Source organism: Streptococcus gwangjuensis (assembly GCF_028156745.1).
Taxonomy (GTDB): Bacteria; Bacillota; Bacilli; order Lactobacillales; family Streptococcaceae; genus Streptococcus; species Streptococcus gwangjuense_A.
The window spans coordinates 137,063-157,004 of the sequence record NZ_JAODJG010000029.1; the positions used below are offsets into that span (position 1 = coordinate 137,063).

Here is a 19,942-nt window from a genome sequence, read left to right on the forward strand (position 1 = left end):
TCTACAACCTCAAAACAGTGTTTTGAGCAACCTGTGGCTAGCTTCCTAGTTTGCTTTTTGATTTTCATTGAGTATAAAATGCCAGAAAAAGAGCATAAAAGAGCACACAAAAAGAGACAAAAACAAGATCTACTAAATAAAGGTTCTTTATTTGATAGACTTAGTTGTTCATGTCTCCCTTACCTCCGAGTATTAGTACCTTTATCCTATACCTTTTAGGAAATTTTGTCAACAGAAAACTGACAATTCTAATCTCTAAAATCCGAAAACAGGTCCATAGAGAGTTAGCACGTGTTTGACATGCTCGTAATGGAACTTGTCATAGTTGCGCCAAGCGGTACGTGCTTGATCGTTTAGTTTTAGGCTACCGAGACCTATCAGAAGACTGGTACGTTGGTAAAATTTCTCAAGGTCAATTAAGATACTGTTGTCCAACTTTTCCGCTTTTTTGAGCTCTTGCAGAGTAGTATTTAGCAGCTCTTGCAGTCGAATATCATCTGCCCTACCCTGTTTGCAGCTTTGGAAACTTTTATTTAACTCGGATAGGAGTTGGGTTGCATTAGTAATGAGTTCTTTGTCTTCCATGTGAGCATCCTCCTTGCTCTGATGTATTATTGCCTATAGTATAGCACTAAAAAACAAAAATGTCATAGTAAATATGTTAAAAAATTGAATTTTAATTACAAAGTTTGGTATGCTGATTTGTAGACTTTTCATGGTATAATCAAGAGAGTACATCTTGATGGAGGAAGTATGAAATTAAATATTCAAGAAATTCGTAAGCAGTCTGAGGGCTTGCATTTTGAACAAACGTTAGACCTAGCCGCAGACCTGCGTGCACGTAATCAAGAAATTTTAGATGTAAAAGATATCCTTGCTGTTGGGAAAGTACAGTACGAAGACCGTATGTATTTCTTAGATTATCAACTATCTTATACCATTGTTCTTGCCTCAAGTCGCAGTATGGAGCCAGTTGAGTTAATTGAATCTTATCCAGTAACGGAAGTTTTCATGGAAGGCGCAACTAACCAGCTAGACCAAGAAGTTCTAGATGATGATTTGGTCTTGCCTATCGAAAATGGAGAACTTGACCTTGCTGAGAGCGTGTCAGATAACATCCTTCTCAACATTCCTATCAAGGTCTTGACGGCTGAAGAAGAAGCTGGTCAAGGATTTGTTTCAGGAAATGACTGGCAAATCATGACTGAGGAAGAATACCAAGCCCAACAGGCAGTTAAGAAAGAAGAAAACAGTCCTTTTGCTGGCTTACAAGGACTATTTGATGGAGACGAATAATGGTCTTGTCAAAAAAACGAGCACGAAAAGTGCTAGAAGAAATCATTGCTCTTTTTCCAGATGCCAAGCCCAGTCTTGATTTTACCAATCATTTTGAACTCTTGGTTGCGGTCATGTTATCAGCCCAGACAACGGATGCAGCGGTAAATAAGGCTACACCAGGTCTCTTTGCTGCCTTTCCAACGCCACAAGCCATGTCTGTGGCGACAGAGGGTGAGATTGCTTCACACATTTCTCGTTTGGGACTGTATCGGAACAAGGCTAAATTCCTTAAAAAATGTGCCCAACAGTTACTAGACGATTTCGATGGCCAAGTCCCTCAAACACGTGAGGAATTGGAGAGTTTGGCAGGTGTTGGTCGCAAGACAGCTAATGTTGTCATGAGTGTGGGGTTTGGAATTCCAGCTTTTGCAGTGGATACTCATGTAGAGCGTATATGTAAACACCACGATATCGTCAAAAAGTCAGCGACACCACTTGAGGTGGAAAAGCGGGTCATGGATATCTTGCCACCGGAGCAGTGGTTAGCAGCCCATCAGGCCATGATTTATTTTGGAAGAGCCATTTGTCATCCTAAAAATCCAGAGTGTGACCAGTACCCACAGTTATATGATTTTAGCAATTTATAAGATGGATCATCAAAAGTTTTTGCTTGATTTTAGGCCCGCTTTGTGCTATAGTAATTGATAATTAAATATTCCTTTAAACCTGTCCCGTGAGGCAGGCAAGGAGCGCGATAAAGTAGAAGGGTGAAGTCTATACTGTTTGCAGTAGGGCTCGCTTGGCTATACATTTCAAGTCTCCTTGTTTAAGGAGACTTTTCTTTTTGGAGGTTTGTCATGAAGACAAAAGAAGTTGTAGACGAATTGACCGTCAAACGAGCGATTACGCGTATTACTTATGAGATTATCGAGCGCAACAAAGATTTGAATAAAATCGTCTTGGCTGGTATTAAAACTCGTGGTGTCTTTATCGCCCACCGTATCCAAGAACGTTTGGAGCAACTAGAAAATCTTTCAGTTCCTGTTGTGGAATTGGACACCAAACCTTTCCGTGATGATGTTAAAAGCGGAGAAGATACTTCTTTGATTTCTGTTGATGTGACAGGCCGTGAAGTTATCTTGGTGGATGATGTGCTTTATACAGGTCGTACTATCCGTGCTGCTATTGATAATATTGTAGGTCATGGTCGTCCTGCGCGCGTGAGTTTAGCAGTTCTAGTCGATCGTGGACATAGAGAATTGCCAATCCGTCCAGATTACGTTGGGAAGAATATTCCAACCAGTCGTTCTGAAGAAATCATCGTAGAGATGGCAGAACTTGATGGCCAAGACAGAGTTCTGATTACTGAAGAAGCTTAGAAAGCTAAAGGAGTAGCCATGTCAGAAAATCAACAAGCATTGAACCATGTGGTATCCATGGAAGACCTCACTGTCGATCAGGTAATGAAATTGATCAAGCGAGGAATTGAGTTTAAAAACGGAGCTCAGCTTCCCTATGATGACCATCCGATTGTTTCCAATCTCTTCTTTGAGGATTCTACACGAACACATAAGTCTTTTGAAGTAGCAGAGATTAAACTGGGATTGGAGCGACTTGACTTTGATGTGAAGACTAGTTCAGTCAATAAGGGTGAGACACTTTATGATACCATTTTGACTCTGTCTGCTTTAGGAGTGGATGTCTGTGTGATTCGCCACCCAGAGGTTGACTACTACAGAGAGTTAATTGCAAGTTCAACGATTACGACTTCCATCATCAATGGTGGAGATGGTTCGGGCCAACACCCTAGCCAGAGCTTGCTTGATTTGATGACTATTTATGAGGAATTTGGTCACTTTGAGGGTCTCAAGGTTGCTATTGCAGGTGACTTAGACCACTCACGCGTTGCCAAATCCAATATGCAGATTTTGAAACGCTTAGGAGCTGAACTTTATTTTGCTGGACCTGAGGAATGGAGAAGTCAAGAGTTTGCAGACTATGGACAGTTTGTAACCATTGATGAAATCATTGATCAGGTGGATGTCATGATGTTTCTCCGTGTGCAACATGAACGTCATGATAGTGGAGCTGTCTTTTCAAAAGAAGACTACCATGCCCAACATGGCCTGACTCAAGAACGTTATGACCGTTTGAAAGAAACAGCAATCCTCATGCACCCAGCTCCAGTCAATCGTGATGTAGAAATTGCAGATCACTTGGTTGAAGCACCAAAATCACGGATTGTACAACAAATGACCAATGGTGTCTTTGTTCGAATGGCAATCTTAGAATCCGTACTGGCGAGTAGAAACGCCAACTAAAACACAAGACGTTAAAAGACGCCAGTGAGCGTCCACGAGAGGTGAAAATATGACAAAAAGACTTCTAGTACTAGAAGATGGCACAGTTTTTGAAGGTAAGGCCTTCGGAGCAGATATTGATGTAACAGGCGAAATCGTCTTTAATACAGGTATGACCGGCTACCAAGAATCCATTACAGACCAGTCTTATAATGGACAAATCTTGACCTTTACTTATCCTTTGGTAGGAAATTATGGAATCAACCGTGATGATTACGAATCTATTATTCCAACTTGTAAGGGAGTTGTTGTTTTCGAAGAAGCGCGTAGAGCAAGCAACTGGCGCAACCAAATGACCTTGGATGAATTTTTGAAAGCCAAGAAAATTCCTGGTATTTCAGGGATTGATACGCGTGCACTTACCAAGATTATTCGTAAGCATGGTACTATGCGAGCAACCTTGACTCATGTTGGAGATAGTATGGATCATGTGACTGACCAGCTCCAAGCAACAGTATTGCCGACAGATAATATTAAGCAGGTTTCTACTAAAACATCCTATCCAGCTCCAGGAGTAGGTTTGAGCGTGGTGCTAGTGGACTTTGGTCTCAAGCACTCAATCTTACGTGAACTTTCTAAACGAAACTGTAACGTGACGGTTGTTCCGTATTCGACAACGGCTGAAGAAATTCTTCATCTCAATCCTGACGGAGTTATGTTGTCAAACGGTCCAGGTAACCCAGAAGATGTTCCACAAGCACTGGACATGATTCGTGGTGTGCAAGGAAAAATTCCAATCTTTGGTATTTGTATGGGACACCAACTCTTTGCTATGGCAAACGGGGCTAAGACCTACAAGATGAAATTTGGTCACCGTGGATTCAACCATGCGGTACGCGAAATTGCTACCGGACGTGTGGATTTTACAAGTCAAAACCATGGTTATGCAGTTAGCCGTGAGGATTTGCCAGAACACTTGATTATCACCCACGAAGAAATCAATGACAAGTCAGTTGAAGGTGTGCGTCACAGATATCAACCTGCTTTCTCTGTTCAATACCATCCAGATGCAGCCCCTGGTCCACACGACGCTAGCTACCTATTTGACGAATTTATCGAGATGATGGAAGCTTTTAAACAATCAAACTAAGAACGAGTAAAAGCTCGTCGGAGAATTTATTTAATGGCAACCCGAGAGTTGCCGAATAGAAAGGAGAAGATACATTGTTCGCGGAAGTGAACACGCCCTAAGAACTGTGTGAAAAAGATAAACATCGTCTTGACGCTGAAGGCGTCTGCATCGAGTTTCCTATTTTCACTGTCTTCTTTACGGGCTTTGTATCATAAACTATGCCTAAACGTACTGATATTCAAAAAATTATGGTGATTGGTTCTGGTCCGATTATTATTGGTCAGGCTGCTGAGTTTGACTACGCTGGGACCCAGGCTTGCTTGTCTTTGAAAGAGGAAGGTTATGAAGTTGTCTTGGTGAACTCAAACCCTGCAACTATTATGACGGACAAGGAAATTGCTGATAAGGTTTATATTGAGCCGATTACACTTGAGTTTGTGACACGTATTCTCCGTAAGGAGCGTCCCGACGCCTTGCTGCCAACCCTTGGTGGACAAACTGGTCTCAATATGGCCATGGAATTGTCTAAAAATGGTATCCTCGATGAGCTTGGGGTTGAACTTCTGGGTACCAAATTATCTGCCATTGACCAAGCGGAGGACCGTGACCTCTTTAAACAATTAATGGAAGAGCTCAACCAACCAATTCCAGAATCTGAAATTGTCAACACAGTCGAAGAAGCTGTTGCCTTTGCAGCAACAATTGGTTACCCAGTCATCGTCCGTCCAGCCTTTACCCTAGGAGGTACTGGTGGTGGTATGTGTGCCAATGAGGAAGAATTGCGTGAAATCGCTGAAAATGGATTAAAATTGTCACCTGTTACCCAATGTTTGATTGAGCGTTCTATTGCAGGTTTCAAGGAAATCGAATACGAAGTGATGCGTGACTCAGCTGACAATGCTTTGGTTGTTTGTAACATGGAAAACTTTGACCCGGTTGGGATTCACACAGGGGATTCCATTGTCTTTGCCCCTGCCCAAACCATGTCAGACTATGAAAACCAAATGCTTCGTGACGCAAGCTTGAGCATTATTCGTGCCCTTAAGATTGAAGGTGGATGTAATGTTCAGCTGGCCCTTGACCCACACAGTTTTAAGTACTATGTTATCGAAGTAAACCCTCGTGTATCGCGTTCTTCAGCCCTTGCCTCTAAAGCGACAGGATATCCGATTGCAAAATTGGCTGCCAAGATTGCAGTTGGCTTGACCTTGGACGAGGTTATCAACCCAGTTACAGGTTCAACCTATGCCATGTTTGAGCCTGCCCTTGACTACGTAGTTGCCAAGATTCCACGTTTCCCATTTGACAAGTTTGAAAAGGGTGAGCGCCGTCTCGGTACTCAAATGAAGGCGACTGGAGAAGTCATGGCGATTGGTCGTAACATCGAGGAATCTCTTCTTAAGGCTTGCCGCTCCCTTGAAATTGGGGTGCACCACAATGAAATGCCTGAACTTGCAGCAGTTTCTGATGATGCCTTGATTGAAAAGGTTGTCAAAGCCCAAGATGACCGTCTCTTCTATGTGTCAGAAGCCATTCGCCGTGGCTACACACCAGAAGAAATTGCTGAATTGACTAAGATTGATATCTTCTATCTTGATAAACTCTTGCACATCTTTGAAATTGAGCAAGAATTGGGCGCTCATCCACAAGATCTAGACGTTTTGAAAACTGCCAAACTTAATGGATTTTCAGACCGTAAGATTGCTGAACTCTGGGAAACAACAGCTGACCAAGTTCGTCAACTTCGTTTGGAAAACAAGATTGTCCCAGTCTACAAGATGGTTGATACCTGTGCGGCAGAGTTTGACTCTGAAACACCATACTTCTATTCAACCTATGGTTGGGAAAATGAGTCTATCAAGTCTGATAAGGAATCCGTTCTAGTTCTGGGTTCTGGTCCAATCCGTATCGGTCAAGGGGTTGAGTTTGACTACGCAACTGTTCACTCGGTTAAGGCTATCCAGGCTGCTGGCTACGAAGCCATCATCATGAACTCAAACCCAGAGACCGTTTCTACAGACTTCTCTGTATCAGATAAGCTTTACTTTGAGCCATTGACATTCGAAGATGTTATGAATGTCATTGACTTGGAGCAACCAAAAGGGGTTATTGTTCAGTTCGGTGGTCAAACAGCCATCAATCTTGCGGAGCCATTGGCAAAAGCAGGTGTGACCATCCTTGGTACACAGGTTGCTGACCTAGACCGAGCTGAAGACCGTGACCTCTTTGAGCAAGCTCTTAAAGATTTGGATATTCCACAGCCACCAGGACAAACGGCTACCAATGAAGAAGAAGCAGTTCTTGCAGCTCGTAAGATTGGCTTCCCAGTTCTTGTCCGTCCATCTTATGTACTTGGTGGACGTGCTATGGAAATCGTTGAAAACGAAGAAGACCTTCGTTCTTACATGCGAACTGCTGTTAAGGCTAGTCCAGACCACCCAGTTCTTGTCGATTCTTACATTGTTGGTCAGGAGTGTGAAGTTGATGCCATCTCAGACGGGGAAAATGTTCTCATCCCTGGTATCATGGAGCATATCGAACGTGCCGGTGTCCACTCAGGTGACTCAATGGCCGTTTACCCACCACAAACCTTGTCGCAAAAGGTGCAAGAAACCATCGCAGACTACACGAAACGCCTAGCAATCGGTCTTAACTGCCTTGGAATGATGAACATCCAGTTTGTCATCAAAGATGAAAAAGTCTATGTCATCGAGGTCAATCCTCGTGCCAGCCGTACGGTGCCATTCCTTTCTAAGGTAACCAATATCCCTATGGCTCAGGTGGCGACTAAGCTCATTCTTGGTGATAACCTTGAAGAAATTGGCTACCAAGATGGACTTTACCCTGAAAGCACTCGCGTTCATATCAAGGCACCTGTCTTCTCCTTTACGAAACTAGCTAAGGTAGACAGCTTACTCGGTCCTGAAATGAAGTCAACAGGTGAAGTTATGGGTTCTGATACGACTTTGGAAAAAGCTCTCTATAAAGCTTTTGAAGCTTCTTACCTACACTTGCCAACCTTTGGTAACGTTGTATTTACCATCGCTGATGATGCCAAAGAAGAAGCTTTGGACTTGGCTCGTCGTTTCCAAAATATTGGCTATGGAATCCTCGCGACAGAAGGGACAGCAGCCTTCTTTGCCAGTCATGGATTGCAAGCCCAACCTGTTGGTAAGATTGGTGATGACGATAAGGATATTCCAAGCTTTGTTCGTAAAGGAAGAATTCAAGCTATCATTAATACAGTTGGAACCAAACGAACTGCTGATGAAGATGGTGAGCAAATCCGTCGTTCAGCCATTGAACACGGAGTGCCCCTCTTTACAGCCCTAGATACAGCTAATGCCATGCTTAAAGTATTGGAAAGCCGTAGTTTTGTTACAGAAGCAATCTAGTTGAGAAAGAATTTTCACAGTTAAAAAGCCAGCGTCAGAAAACGCTGGCTTTTGCAATACTGGTGTTGCTTATTTCAACTATCATGCTTTCTTTAAGAATCGTTCCAAAATGTGATATAATAAGAATAAAATGGAAATGGACAAACTATTTTCATTGTATTTTCAAAAACTTCATTAATAAACTAGGTAAAGACTTGATTAGAAAGTGAATATTCCTATGTCTTCTTATAAAAAGGTCTCCCTTTCTGAGATCAATCAATCTATTGAAACTCCCAATAACAATCATTTTTGGCAAAATCTAAAAGTATTTTTAGGGCCTGGAGCCCTTGTAGCAGTTGGTTATATGGATCCTGGGAATTGGATTACCAGTGTGGTTGGCGGTGCTTCCTACAAATATAGTCTCTTATTTGTTATTTTAATTTCATCCATCATCGCCATGCAATTACAACAGATGGCTGGAAAGCTCGGTATTGTGACTAGGATGGATTTAGCGCAGGCAACAGCTCATCATGCTCCTAAGTGGCTCCGTTATAGTCTGTGGGTGATTGTAGAATTAGCTTTAATGGCGACAGACTTGGCTGAGGTTTTAGGTTCAGCGATTGCCTTGAATCTTTTGCTTAAAATACCGATTATGGTTGCTATCCTCCTAACAGTTTTAGATGTATTTCTTTTGCTTTTGTTGATGAAATTTGGCTTCAAGAAGATTGAAGCTATTGTTACAACCCTTATCTTAACCATATTAGGAATATTTTCTTATCTGGTGGCTTTATCTAATCCAAGTATGCAGGGGATCTTTGGTGGTTATTTACCAACTTCGGCTTTGTTTGAAAGTCCCCTGCCAGGGCATGAGAGTCAACTGACTTTGGCTTTAGGGATCGTAGGAGCGACAGTCATGCCTCATAATCTTTATCTTCATTCATCCCTATCTCAAACAAGGAAAATCAACCATAAGGATAAAAAGGATGTTCGAAAAGCTGTACGTTTTATGACCTGGGACTCAAATCTTCAGTTATCCCTAGCCTTTGTTGTCAATTCCTTGCTTCTCATTTTAGGAGCATCGCTCTTTTTTGGTCATGCGTCTGAAATTTCAGCATTCTCTCAAATGTACAATGCTTTACAGGATTCGACAATAGCAGGAGCAATAGCTAGCTCAACTCTGTCAACCTTATTTGCTCTAGCCCTCTTAGCAAGTGGTCAAAATTCTACTATCACAGGTACCTTGACAGGACAGATTGTCATGGAAGGTTTCTTGCATATGAAATTGCCTCAGTGGATCATCCGTATCGGTACACGTATTTTTGCTTTGATTCCTGTGATCATAGTCGCTGTCTTATTTGGACATCAAGAAAAAACCTTGGATCAGTTGTTGGTCTATTCACAGGTCTTTCTTTCCATCGCTCTTCCGTTTTCAATCTTCCCCTTAATCTATCTGACCTCTAAGAAGTCAGTGATGGGAGAATTTACCAATGCTAAGTGGAATACAATCCTTGGCTACCTAGTTTCAATCATCTTGACCATTCTCAATATCAAGCTGCTTTTCGATATTTTTTAAATTCGTTTAAATCAGTTCTGGGCATCAGCTTGAGAATTGATAAAGAGATAATAGTAGTGGTTGACTCATGAAAAGAAGTAAAAAAGAACAGTCGAAACTGTTCTTTTTTATCATTATTTGAGACCGTATTTTACAAAGGTATACTTTGTAATGTTTAAATCCTTATTAAATCAACGTTTCTAAAGGGAAAGTAGCTGTAAAATATTATATATATAGCGTATTGTTAAACCAAGACGGTACCAAGACGGTACCAAAAAGGTACCAAAAATTAAGGTTTCGGAGCTTATAAAATAAAGAAAGTTGTCTCAGGTGTTTGAGATTTTTTTGACAAGAAAAAACTCTTGAATATAATCCAAGAGTAAAACGAATAGGACCAGTGGTGGCACGGGTTCTTTACAGCCTAAAGCTGAAGGCAGTACCTCACCTGTACTTGAAACAAGTACCTTTGAGCAAACTGTTACCAGTCACCCGACATCATCCTATCCTTATCCATAGTTTAGGATAAATAAGAGAGAATGTCAACAATAATTTTTATTAACTTAGGTGTTTGTGATATTTGACTTCTCCTTGATTGATTTATTCCAATTTTACAAAGATATACTCTATAGTGTTTAAATCCTTATTAAATCAACGTTTCTAAAGGGGATAAAGCTGTAAAATATTATATATACCGTATTGTTAAACCAAGACGGTACCAAAAAGGTACCAAAAATTAAGGTTTCGGAGCTTATAAAATAATGAAAGTTGTCTCAATCAGTTGAGCTTTTTTTATTGTCTTTTTGTAGCAAAGTGACATAGTCACTTTTAGTGTGGAATAAGTGAGATAAAAAAACATTGTTTCGTTTTTGATCGATGAAGTAAAGCAAAACATATTGGTCAATAATTTTTCCTCGTGTTGGATACTTGCTGTTAATTTTTATTCCGATTTTCTCATCAGCGTCAAAACCTGCTTCAGGAAAAATTTCTAAACTTTTTAAGCTGTCTAAAATTTTAGCCACAGTATTTTTGGCAGATTGAGGTGATAGAAGTACCGTAGCTATATAGTCGTGTATATTGTCGATAGCTTCCTCGACCTCTTTTGAAGCAATCACGTTATAAGCCATAGCGTACCCTCATATTGTTTAGGGAAGTACCTTCTCCTGCCTCGTATTCTCTCAAGGCACGTTCAGATTGGGCTTGTAATTCCTCAATCAACTGTTCTCTATGTAGATCTTCGGCCGTCTTAATAGGCAAATCTTGCTCCAGGACTATTTGCTCCACAAATAAAGAAATAGCATCTGTCATTGTCATTCCCTTTTCCTTGATAATATTTCGAGCTTGTTCCATAGTAGCTTCATTCAGTTTAAAATTGTATTGTTTTGATAATGTTATAGCCATGATATATCTCCAATCTATACGTTATAGATTGATTATATACTAGATATAGATTTTAATCAAGAAAAAGAGGCTGGGACAATAGTCTCTTATCTTCAAAAAAGCAACGGATTTGTCGTTGCTTTTTTACATGGTTGCGATAGTCTTGGTAAAATAGAATTGCCCAATAAACCATTTAGAAAGACTATCCCATGCATATTCATTATAACACAAATCAAACAACTTTATCACTAGAAATCAGTTCTTTCTTGCCACAAGACCATCTCGTTTTTACTATTGAAAAAGTAGTGAATACCTTTGAAGATTGTCACTTCTACGCCTTCTAATTGCCTATTCACAAGAGATTTTCTCTGGACGAAAAATTGAAAAAATGATGCTTGAAAATCTCGCTATGCAGTACCTAACAGGAGAGTTGGTTGTCAGCTACCGCACTATCAATAGCCATTATCAGGAAACATGGCTTGAAGAAGATAACACCTCATGGTTTCAGACATACTCATGCTACCTTGATGATTGAAGTAGGGGTTGACCCTGTCAATGCAGCCAAAAGGTTAGGGCATGCAAGTAGTCAGATGACCTTGGATACTTATAGCCATTCTACAGTAGCAGGAGAGAAGAAAGCTATCACAAAATTTGTAGATTACCTGGATAGTGCAAAAGGTTAGTTTTCCAAGACGGTACCAAAAACAAAAAAGCCAATTCCAACTTCTTGGAAAAGGCTTTGTATCAACGTTTTTAAGCAATAAATGCGGTTGATTATTTGAGACCGTATTTTTTGTTGAAACGATCCACGCGTCCATCTGCTTGAGTGAACTTTTGACGTCCAGTGTAGAATGGGTGTGAGTCTGATGAAATTTCCACACGGATCAATGGGTAAGTTTCGCCTTCGAACTCAACTGTTTCGTTAGAGCGTTTTGTTGAACCGCTAAGGAATTGGTAACCAGTAGTTGTGTCCATGAAGACAACTGGGCGATATTCTGGATGGATATCTTTTTTCATTTTGCAATATTTCCTTTCTGCCATGGTCTCTTTGCGAGCCATAGATTGTTACCATACTAGTCTATCAGATTCAGAAAAGTTTGGCAAGTATTTTATCAGTTTTTAAGCAAGTTTTTTAACTTTTGGTAGATGATTTCGTTTTCCTCTAGGCTATAGGAATTAGCACCACTTGCTAGGGGGTGGCCTCCACCATCATGCTCCTTGGCAATTTCATTGATAGGATGGATTTTACTGCGTAAGCGAACACGGTAGTGGCCATCAGCCTGTTCTACAAAAATTCCCCAGAGACTGACGCTGTCAATACGTCCAGGTGCACCGACAATGGCTGCAGTTTCAGCATCGGTGACATTGTATTGTTTCAAGATTTCTTGACTCAGGATAACGCGCGCCGCACCATTTTCATCCACTTCCAGATGGTCGTAGATGTAGCCTTGAAGTTTAGCAATTTTGTAGCTCATAGTGTCCATTTTGCGAGTGAGAGACGCAAAGTCAAAGTTATGTTCTCTCAGATAGGCAGCCAGACGGAGGGTCCGTGCAGTTGTAGAAGGATATAGGAAGCGACCTGTATCACCAACAATTCCTGCAAAAAGCAACTCAGCAGCTCGATCTGATAAGGCCAGTTGGGTTGTTTCAGCAAATAGGGCAATCATCTCGCTAGCGCTACTTGAACTAGTGTCCACCCAAGATAGATCGCCATATATATCATCATTTGGATGGTGGTCAATCTTAATGAGAAAATCACCTTGACTATAGCGCTTATCATCGATACGAGCAGTATTCGCTGTATCACAGACGATAACAAGCGCCCCTTGGTAGGCACTATCTTCAACAAGATCCATCTCAGCCATCCAAGTTAGAGTTGGTTCATCAAAACCAACGGCTTTGATGTTTTTTTCAGGGAAATGATATTCCAGCAAGGCTTTCAAGCCCACTTGACTTCCCAAGGCATCAGGGTCTGGTTTCATATGACGGTGAATGATAATCGTGTTGTATTCTTTAATTTTTTCTAAAATTTGATGGCAAATTTCCATAAATAACCTCAATTCTTTCTCATTTCATTGTAGCACAAGAATTTTTATTTTTAAAATGAAAAAGATGTGATATAATGGAGAAAGATAAATTGAGGAGGACGATATGGCATTAGCAAAAATTGTATTTGCCAGTATGACAGGTAATACCGAAGAAATTGCAGATATTGTAGCAGACAAATTACGTGACTTGGGCTTGGATGTCGATGTTGATGAATGTACAACTGTTGACGCTTCAGACTTCTTGGAAGCAGACATCGCTATCGTTGCGACCTATACTTATGGTGATGGAGAATTGCCAGATGAGATGATGGACTTCTACGAAGACCTAGCAGATCTCAACTTGAATGGTAAAATCTACGGAGTGGTCGGCTCAGGAGATACCTTCTATGATGAATTCTGTAAGGCTGTTGATGACTTTGACCGCGTTTTTGTAGCGACAGGGGCAGAAAAAGGTTCAGAGTGTGTTAAAGTTGATCTTTCTGCTGAGGAAGAAGACATTGAACGCTTGGAACAATTTGCAGAAGAATTGGCTGCAAAAGTAGGATAAGCATAAATGTGCGCTGATGCAATCAATCAGTGCATTTTTCTTATCGAGAGTTGGGATTTTACTAGCCTATTTGGTGGCTTTTTGATACAATAATTCAAATAAAGGAGGAGACTGTATGGATTTAGATATTATTCGTCAAGAAATTGATCAAATCGACGACCAAATCGTCAAGCTCTTAGAAGAACGAATGCACTTAGTTGAAGGGGTTGTCGCTTATAAGAAGGCTTCAGGTAAACCAATTTTAGATACCAAGAGAGAAGCAATTATCTTTGAAAAGGTTAGGAGTCGTGTAGAGGACAAGCGCTATCAGGAGACTATTGTCGCAACATTTTCGGACATACTCAAACGTTCGCGTGATTATCAGGATCAAAACATCAAATGAAAAAAGAACAATTTTATCCGCTAGGAATTTTTCTAGCTGCCATGTTGGGCGGACTTGTGCGCTACCTTGTTTCCACTTGGTTGCCAGTCAGTCCAGATTTTCCTTGGGGCATCCTTCTTGTTAACTATCTAGGCATTTTCTGCTTGGTGTACCTTGTCAAGGGTTATCTGGTCTATAAGGGGACTAGTAAGGGCTTGGTTTTAGCACTGGGGACTGGTTTTTGTGGGGGTCTGACAACTTTTTCCAGTCTCATGCTTGATGTTGTAAAACTACTGGATACAGGGCGTTATCTTAGTTTGATCATGTATTTGATTTTGAGCATTGGTGGAGGCCTATTCTTGGCTTATTTTCTAGGGAGGAAGAAATGGTAATCGTCTATCTTGCAATCGCTTGTGGCTTCGGAGCACTCGTACGGTATTTCTTTTCCCGCTATAATCAAGCTTCTAAATTGCCAGTCGGAACGCTCATAGCCAATCTTTTAGGTTGTTTTTTGATTGGATTATTCTACAATCATGTGGAACCTAAGGAAGTTTATGCTATTTTAGCGACGGGTTTTTGTGGCGGTTTAACGACTTTTTCGACCTTGAATGATGAACTGCAAAGACTGCTAAGCAATAAGAAGGTCTTTTATACTTACCTGACTTTGACCTACCTAGGTGGTTTGGTTGCGATTTTTTTAGGAATTCTGCTATAAATTTCTTTACTTTTTTGTGGAAATTTGGTAAACTGTATCTTGTGTGTAATGGACGCACAAAAATACAGTTTATCCGCTGAGGAAGGATCCTCAAGATTGACAAAGATAGGAGAATAAAATGAATCCATTAATCCAAAGCTTGACTGAAGGTCAACTTCGTACAGATATCCCATCATTCCGTCCTGGTGACACTGTTCGTGTACACGCGAAAGTTGTCGAAGGTAACCGTGAACGTATCCAGATTTTTGAAGGTGTTGTTATCGCACGTAAAGGTGCTGGCATCTCAGAAAACTACACAGTTCGTAAAATCTCTAACGGTGTAGGTGTTGAGCGTATCTTCCCAATCCACACTCCACGTGTTGAAAAAATCGAAGTTGTTCGTTACGGTAAAGTACGTCGTGCGAAATTGTACTACTTGCGTGCTCTTCAAGGTAAAGCAGCTCGTATCAAAGAAATCCGTCGTTAATTCGACTAAAAAACTCTGCTTCTTCAGCAGAGTTTTTCTCTAGCTCCCTTAGTTCAATGGATATAACAACTCCCTCCTAAGGAGTAGTTGCAGGTTCGATTCCTGCAGGGGGCATATAAATTATTGATTTTTATGTAGAAATCATTCAAGTTAAAATAGAACTCCTAAAGCGTTAGATTACGCTTTTTTGTTTTTTCATGAATGAAGGAGATGGGGGAATTTTTATATAATTATATAATAGTAAAAGATTTTTAGTAATTGCTTATAATGATTTGATTTTTTAGGAAGTAAAGGGTAAAATTTAATTAATATGATAATTAGTTAGGAGTTTGATTATGAACGGTTTAGTTTTAGGTTTGGATATTGGTATTGGATCAGTAGGTGTAGGTATTCTAAATAAAGATACTGGTGAGATTATCCATACGAATTCTCGGATTTTCCCAGCTGCAACTGCTGATAATAATGTTGAAAGAAGAAACAGTAGACAGGCTAGACGATTGAATCGCAGAAAAAAACATCGTGGTGCTCGACTTCATGATTTATTTGAAGATTATGATTTACTAATTGATTTTTCCAAGGTGTCCATTAATCTAAATCCTTATCGGCTTCGTGTACAAGGATTGGATAATCCATTAACAACCGAAGAGTTGTTTATTGCATTAAAGAATATAGTTAAGAGACGTGGGATTAGCTATTTAGATGATGCTTCTGAGAATGGTGGTGCAGTATCGTCTGATTACGGTAAGGCAGTTGAGGAAAATAGAAAATTACTTGCTGAACAAACACCTGGTCAAATCCAACTAGAGCGTTTTGAAAAATATGGTCAAGTAAGGGGAGATTTTACTGTTGAAGAAAAAGGCGATAAGCACCGATTAATTAACGTTTTTTCAACATCTGCTTATAGAAAAGAGGCTGAACGAATTCTTAGAAAACAGCAAGAATTTAATAATCAGATCACGGATAAGTTTATAGAAGATTACTTAAAAATACTTACAGAGAAAAGAAAATACTATCATGGGCCAGGTAATGAAAAATCTCGGACGGATTATGGACGTTTCAGAACAGACGGTACGACGTTAGATAATATTTTTGGTATTTTAATTGGTAAATGTACATTTTATCCGAATGAATACAGGGCTTCAAAAGCTTCCTATACTGCTCAAGAGTTTAATTTGCTAAATGATTTAAATAATTTAACAGTTCCTACAGAGACCAAGAAACTGAGTGAGGAACAAAAGAAAACAATCGTTGAATATGCGAAGTCGGCGAAAACATTAGGGGCTTCAACCTTATTGAAATACATTGCTAAAATGATTGATGCTTCAGTAGATCAGATACGTGGTTATCGTGTTGATGTAAACAATAAACCTGAAATGCACACTTTTGAAGTCTATCGAAAAATGCAGTCGCTAGAAACAATTCCAGTTGGAGAATTTTCTAGAGAAGTTCTAGATGAGCTTGCTCATATTTTAACTCTAAATACTGAACGAGAAGGTATAGAAGAAGCGATTAATACAAAGTTAATGGATGTATTTAGTCAAGACCAAATACTTGAATTGGTTCAATTTAGAAAAAATAATAGTAGTCTATTTAGTAAGGGATGGCATAATTTTTCTCTTAAACTCATGATGGAGTTGATACCAGAACTCTATGAAACTTCAGAAGAGCAGATGGCAATTCTAACACGATTGGGTAAACAAAAATTTAAAGAAACATCAAAAAGAACTAAGTATATTGATGAAAAAGAAGTAACAGAAGAAATCTATAATCCTGTGGTAGCAAAATCTGTCAGACAGGCCATAAAGATAATCAACGAAGCAACTAAAAAATATGGTATCTTTGATAATATTGTTATCGAAATGGCGCGAGAAAATAACGAAGAAGATGCTAAGAAAGATTATATAAAACGTCAAAAGGCAAACCATGATGAGAAAAATGCTGCTATGGAAAAGGCTGCATTCCAATACAATGGGAAAAAAGAGTTACCAGATAGTATTTTTCATGGGCATAAGGAATTGGCTACTAAGATTCGTTTATGGCACCAGCAGGGAGAGAAGTGTCTCTATACTGGGAAGAATATTCCAATTTCAGATTTAATTCACAATCAGTACAAGTACGAAATTGATCATATTTTACCTCTATCTTTATCGTTTGATGATAGTCTATCTAATAAAGTATTGGTTCTAGCTACAGCAAACCAGGAGAAGGGGCAGCGAACACCGTTTCAGGCATTAGACAGTATGGATGATGCTTGGTCATATCGTGAGTTTAAATCATATGTAAAAGATTCTAAATTATTAGGTAATAAAAAGAAAGATTACCTTTTAACGGAAGAAGACATTAGTAAAATTGAAGTGAAGCAGAAGTTTATCGAACGGAATTTAGTTGATACTCGATATTCTTCTCGAGTTGTTCTAAATACTCTACAAGATTTTTATAAAGCGCATAAATTCGATACAACTATTTCGGTAGTACGTGGGCAATTTACCTCTCAGCTAAGAAGAAAGTGGGGACTTGAAAAATCTCGTGAAACATATCACCATCATGCTGTGGATGCTTTAATTATTGCTGCTTCAAGTCAATTAAGGTTATGGAAAAAACAAGCTAATCCCCTAATTTCTTATAAAGAGGATCAATTTGTTGATTCAGAGACAGGCGAAATTATTTCGTTAACTGATGATAAATACAAAGAATTAGTATTTAAAGCACCTTACGCCCATTTTGTTGATACATTAAGTAGCAAGAAATTTGAAGATAGCATCCTATTTTCTTATCAAGTGGATTCAAAATATAATAGAAAAATTTCAGATGCAACCATTTATGCAACAAGAAAAGTGAAATTGGATAAAGATAAGTCTGAAGAAACTTATGTTTTAGGTAAGATTAAAGATATTTATAGCCAAGCAGGGTATGATGCATTTATTAAAATTTACAATAAAGATAAGAGTAAATTCTTAATGTATCACAAAGATCCTCAGACGTTTGAAAAGGTAATTGAAGAGATTCTAAGAACTTATCCATCAAAAGAATTTAATGAGAAGAATAAAGAAGTTCCTTGCAATCCTTTTGAGAAATATAGACAAGAAAATGGACCAATCCGTAAGTACAGTAAAAAAGGCAATGGACCAGAGATTAAAAGTCTAAAATATTATGATAAAAATATTCCTGAATCATTTATTAACATAACTCCTTCTAATAGTAAAAATAAAGTAATCCTACGTCAATTAAATCCTTGGAGAACAGATGTCTATTTTAATCATCAGACGGAGAAGTATGAGTTGCTTGGATTAAAATATGCAGATTTACAATTTGAAAAGAAGACCGGGACTTATTCTATAACTATTGATAAATATAATGAGATTAAAGAAAAAGAAGGAGTGGGCGAGCAGTCAGAATTCAAATTTACCTTATATAAAAATGACTTGCTTTTAATTAAGGATACGAAAAATAACGAGAAACAGATTTTTAGATTCTTATCTAGAACAATGCCAAATGTGAAACATTATGTAGAACTAAAACCTTATGATAAAGCCAAATTTGATGGTAACCAGCCATTGATAACAATCTTTGGAAATGTTGCAAAAGGAGGACAATGTTTGAAAGGATTAAATAAATCAAATATCTCCATTTTTAAAGTTAAAACAGATGTTTTAGGTAATAAACATTTCATCACAAAAGAGGGTGAAAAACCAAAACTCAAATTTTAAAATTATTTTAAAAAGAGTTGCAAATGCTTTTACAATGTATTATAATAGTAACTGTAAGGGACGCCTTGCACAGTTACTTAAATCTTGCAGAAGCTACAAAGATAAGGCTTCATGCCGAATTCAACACCCTGTCATATATGGCGGGGTGTTTTCGTTTTGTGAAAGAGGAAAATACGATGACTTGGAGAATTGTGCATGTCTGTCAGAGTGAAAAAATGAAATTGAAGTTAGATAATCTTCTAATTAAAAAAATGGGTCAAGAATATGTTATCCCACTTAGTGATATTTCTATTATTGTGGCAGAAGGAGGGGAGACTGTTGTAACTTTAAGATTATTAAGTGCTTTAAGTAAGTATAATATTGCCTTGATTGTCTGTGATAATGAGCATTTGCCTACAGGAATTTACCATTCTCAAAATGGCCATTTTAGAGCCTATAAAAAATTACAGGAGCAATTATTGTGGACGCAGGAGCAAAAAGATAAATTATGGCAAATAGTAACCTATTTTAAAATAAACAACCAGCAAGATGTTCTTGCAATGTTTGAGAAAAATATTGATTGCATTCAATTATTAGCAGACTATAAAGACCATATTGAATATGGAGATAAAACCAATCGTGAAGGCCATGCTGCAAAAGTTTATTTCAATGAATTATTTGGAAAAAAATTCGTACGTCTTACACAACAGGAAACGAATGTTATTAATGCTGGCCTAAATTATGGTTATGCAATCATGAGAGCGCAGATGGCACGTATTATTTCTGGGTATGGGTTAAATCCCTTAATAGGAATTTTTCATAAGAATGAATATAATCAATTTAACTTGGTTGATGATCTAATGGAACCTTTTCGGCAGATTATCGATGTCTGGGTCTATCAAAATTTACGAGATGAAGAGTATTTGAAGTACGAGTTTCGCTTGGCGCTAACAGATACATTAAATGCAAAGATTCGTTACGGTAAAGAAACCTGTTCTGTAACGGTAGCAATGGATAAGTATGTCAAAGGCTTTCTAAAATGTATCTCTGATAAGGATACTAGCAAATTTTACTGTCCAATGGTGTCAAGTGTAGAATGGAGCTAA

19 protein-coding genes, 1 tRNA gene and 2 pseudogenes are annotated in these 19,942 nt (G+C 38.8%); 17 read left to right on the forward strand and 5 right to left on the reverse strand.

Features of this window, described 5'->3' with window-relative positions:
• Nucleotides 1-255 precede the first annotated feature (255 nt).
• Complete coding sequence (locus tag N5909_RS02995; protein WP_033681988.1) at nt 256-585, reverse strand: hypothetical protein; 330 nt, start codon at nt 583-585, stop codon at nt 256-258.
• Between the two features lie 168 nt (nt 586-753).
• Between N5909_RS02995 and N5909_RS03000 the strand changes: the two genes are divergently transcribed.
• The 7 genes from N5909_RS03000 to N5909_RS03030 all read left to right on the forward strand — a co-directional run bounded on the left by N5909_RS03000 (nt 754) and on the right by N5909_RS03030 (nt 9,657).
• The gene (locus N5909_RS03000; RefSeq protein WP_033681986.1) at nt 754-1,296 is read left to right on the forward strand and encodes a YceD family protein; all 543 of its coding nucleotides are present in this window, start codon (nt 754-756) and stop codon (nt 1,294-1,296) included.
• The gene (gene nth / locus N5909_RS03005) at nt 1,296-1,925 is read left to right on the forward strand and encodes an endonuclease III (RefSeq protein ID WP_033681985.1); all 630 of its coding nucleotides are present in this window, start codon (nt 1,296-1,298) and stop codon (nt 1,923-1,925) included. Before N5909_RS03000 ends, nth begins: the two co-directional genes overlap by 1 nt.
• Before the next feature lie 210 nt (nt 1,926-2,135).
• The gene (pyrR, locus tag N5909_RS03010; protein ID WP_033681983.1) at nt 2,136-2,657 is read left to right on the forward strand and encodes a bifunctional pyr operon transcriptional regulator/uracil phosphoribosyltransferase PyrR; all 522 of its coding nucleotides are present in this window, start codon (nt 2,136-2,138) and stop codon (nt 2,655-2,657) included.
• A gap of 18 nt (nt 2,658-2,675) precedes the next feature.
• Nucleotides 2,676-3,599 (forward strand): aspartate carbamoyltransferase catalytic subunit, encoded by a 924-nt coding sequence (locus N5909_RS03015; RefSeq protein ID WP_271630786.1) that lies wholly within the window; start codon nt 2,676-2,678, stop codon nt 3,597-3,599.
• 49 nt (nt 3,600-3,648) lie between these two features.
• Nucleotides 3,649-4,728 carry a carbamoyl phosphate synthase small subunit gene (locus N5909_RS03020; protein ID WP_000166853.1) on the forward strand — a complete coding sequence of 360 codons (1,080 nt, stop codon included), beginning with the start codon at nt 3,649-3,651 and terminating at the stop codon, nt 4,726-4,728.
• 200 nt (nt 4,729-4,928) lie between these two features.
• Nucleotides 4,929-8,105: a carbamoyl-phosphate synthase large subunit gene (carB, locus tag N5909_RS03025; RefSeq protein WP_020902336.1), complete on the forward strand. Its 3,177-nt coding sequence runs from the start codon at nt 4,929-4,931 to the stop codon at nt 8,103-8,105.
• Between the two features lie 217 nt (nt 8,106-8,322).
• Nucleotides 8,323-9,657, forward strand: coding sequence for an Nramp family divalent metal transporter (locus N5909_RS03030; protein ID WP_020902337.1), 1,335 nt, complete (start codon nt 8,323-8,325; stop codon nt 9,655-9,657).
• 749 nt (nt 9,658-10,406) lie between these two features.
• Here the strand turns inward: N5909_RS03030 and N5909_RS03035 are convergent.
• Complete coding sequence (locus N5909_RS03035) at nt 10,407-10,760, reverse strand: type II toxin-antitoxin system RelE/ParE family toxin (protein ID WP_020902338.1); 354 nt, start codon at nt 10,758-10,760, stop codon at nt 10,407-10,409.
• Entirely contained in the window at nt 10,750-11,034 is a 285-nt protein-coding gene (locus N5909_RS03040) for a type II toxin-antitoxin system RelB/DinJ family antitoxin (protein ID WP_020902339.1), read from the reverse strand. The genes N5909_RS03035 and N5909_RS03040 overlap by 11 nt, the downstream gene beginning before the upstream one ends.
• Before the next feature lie 188 nt (nt 11,035-11,222).
• Here N5909_RS03040 and N5909_RS09795 point away from each other — a divergent pair.
• Together N5909_RS09795 and N5909_RS03045 are read left to right on the forward strand one after the other, a co-directional pair.
• A pseudogene (locus N5909_RS09795) lies at nt 11,223-11,470 on the forward strand (transposase); the annotation flags it as partial.
• Nucleotides 11,471-11,474: 4 nt separating this feature from the next.
• A pseudogene (locus tag N5909_RS03045) lies at nt 11,475-11,696 on the forward strand (tyrosine-type recombinase/integrase); the annotation flags it as partial.
• 91 nt (nt 11,697-11,787) lie between these two features.
• Here N5909_RS03045 and N5909_RS03050 read toward each other — a convergent pair.
• Both N5909_RS03050 and N5909_RS03055 read right to left on the reverse strand, forming a co-directional pair.
• On the reverse strand, nt 11,788-12,030 hold the full coding sequence (locus N5909_RS03050) for a type B 50S ribosomal protein L31 (protein WP_000710764.1): 243 nt from the start codon (nt 12,028-12,030) through the stop codon (nt 11,788-11,790).
• Between the two features lie 95 nt (nt 12,031-12,125).
• On the reverse strand, nt 12,126-13,061 hold the full coding sequence (locus tag N5909_RS03055) for a DHH family phosphoesterase (RefSeq protein ID WP_020902341.1): 936 nt from the start codon (nt 13,059-13,061) through the stop codon (nt 12,126-12,128).
• Between the two features lie 103 nt (nt 13,062-13,164).
• Here N5909_RS03055 and N5909_RS03060 point away from each other — a divergent pair, with 103 nt between their 5' ends.
• The 8 genes from N5909_RS03060 (at nt 13,165) to cas1 (ending at nt 19,942) form a co-directional block, all read left to right on the forward strand.
• Nucleotides 13,165-13,608: a flavodoxin gene (locus N5909_RS03060; RefSeq protein ID WP_001162125.1), complete on the forward strand. Its 444-nt coding sequence runs from the start codon at nt 13,165-13,167 to the stop codon at nt 13,606-13,608.
• A 115-nt stretch (nt 13,609-13,723) separates the two neighbouring features.
• On the forward strand, nt 13,724-13,990 hold the full coding sequence (locus N5909_RS03065; protein WP_020902342.1) for a chorismate mutase: 267 nt from the start codon (nt 13,724-13,726) through the stop codon (nt 13,988-13,990).
• A complete protein-coding gene (crcB, locus tag N5909_RS03070; protein WP_033681979.1) occupies nt 13,987-14,361 on the forward strand; it encodes a fluoride efflux transporter CrcB in 375 nt (124 codons plus the stop codon). Before N5909_RS03065 ends, crcB (N5909_RS03070) begins: the two co-directional genes overlap by 4 nt.
• Nucleotides 14,355-14,684, forward strand: coding sequence for a fluoride efflux transporter CrcB (gene crcB / locus N5909_RS03075; protein ID WP_020902343.1), 330 nt, complete (start codon nt 14,355-14,357; stop codon nt 14,682-14,684). The genes crcB (N5909_RS03070) and crcB (N5909_RS03075) overlap by 7 nt, the downstream gene beginning before the upstream one ends.
• A gap of 118 nt (nt 14,685-14,802) precedes the next feature.
• The gene (rplS, locus tag N5909_RS03080; protein ID WP_001068669.1) at nt 14,803-15,150 is read left to right on the forward strand and encodes a 50S ribosomal protein L19; all 348 of its coding nucleotides are present in this window, start codon (nt 14,803-14,805) and stop codon (nt 15,148-15,150) included.
• A gap of 42 nt (nt 15,151-15,192) precedes the next feature.
• A tRNA-Arg gene (locus tag N5909_RS03085) sits at nt 15,193-15,264 on the forward strand.
• A gap of 221 nt (nt 15,265-15,485) precedes the next feature.
• Nucleotides 15,486-18,857, forward strand: coding sequence for a type II CRISPR RNA-guided endonuclease Cas9 (gene cas9 / locus N5909_RS03090; RefSeq protein WP_033681978.1), 3,372 nt, complete (start codon nt 15,486-15,488; stop codon nt 18,855-18,857).
• A gap of 176 nt (nt 18,858-19,033) precedes the next feature.
• Nucleotides 19,034-19,942, forward strand: coding sequence for a type II CRISPR-associated endonuclease Cas1 (cas1, locus tag N5909_RS03095; protein WP_033682056.1), 909 nt, complete (start codon nt 19,034-19,036; stop codon nt 19,940-19,942).